The sequence below is a fragment of the Priestia sp. P5_B4 genome, assembly GCF_056400385.1.
On the sequence record NZ_JBFULJ010001412.1, the window covers coordinates 1 to 637 of the forward strand.

Below are 637 nucleotides of genomic sequence, written 5' to 3' on the forward strand. Positions count from 1 at the left end.
GACGGTGGCCCTCGCCGGTGGCGGCGAGGCGAGCCTCGCATACGACACGACCGCGCTTTGCAGCGCAGGCACCGCGCAGGTGGCGACGATCGCCTGGCACGGCACCGCGCAAGGCGTCGCCATCGAAGTCCGCGCGCCAGGGGCGGCGAAGGCGACGTTGTTCGCCCAGGGCCCCGCACGCGGCCATGCAAAAACGGGACAGTGGGTCGCGCCGGGCGCGGAGTTCATCGTGCGCGCGGGGCGCGCGGGGCCCGTCCTGGGCGTGTTGCGCGCGCGCTGCGATTAACGACCCAGGCGCGCGGCCGCCGACACCGCGTGCCGGGCTTCGAGCAGTGCACCGGCCAGCGCGGCGAGCAACAGCACGGCCATCGCCGCCAACGACAGCGCGATCGCGCGATCGGGCCCGACACCCGGATGCTGTGCGAGCAGGAAGGTCAGTCCCGCTTCCCGCACGCCGAGCCCGGCGAGCGAAATCGGCACCAGCGTGGCGAGATTCGCGATCACCACCGCGGCGACGAGTTCGGCGGCCGGCAGCGACAGGCCGAGATCCCGCGCCAGGAGCACGTAGATGCCGATGACCAGCCCCTGCGTCAGGATGGCCAGCGCCGTGCTGCGCGCGACGAGCCCATGATCGCCG

General features: G+C 73.6%; 2 protein-coding genes. One reads left to right on the forward strand and one right to left on the reverse strand.

Annotated features, from left to right (window positions below; all coding sequences use genetic code 11):
• A partial coding sequence (locus tag AC1DRF_RS31290) for a hypothetical protein (protein ID WP_477742738.1) occupies positions 1 to 286 on the forward strand: 286 nt, incomplete at its 5' end.
• On the opposite strand, the gene AC1DRF_RS31295 is transcribed toward AC1DRF_RS31290, so the two are convergent.
• The coding region (locus AC1DRF_RS31295) for a lysylphosphatidylglycerol synthase domain-containing protein (RefSeq protein WP_477742739.1) at positions 283 to 637 on the reverse strand (355 nt) is incomplete at its 5' end. The genes AC1DRF_RS31290 and AC1DRF_RS31295 overlap by 4 nt on opposite strands.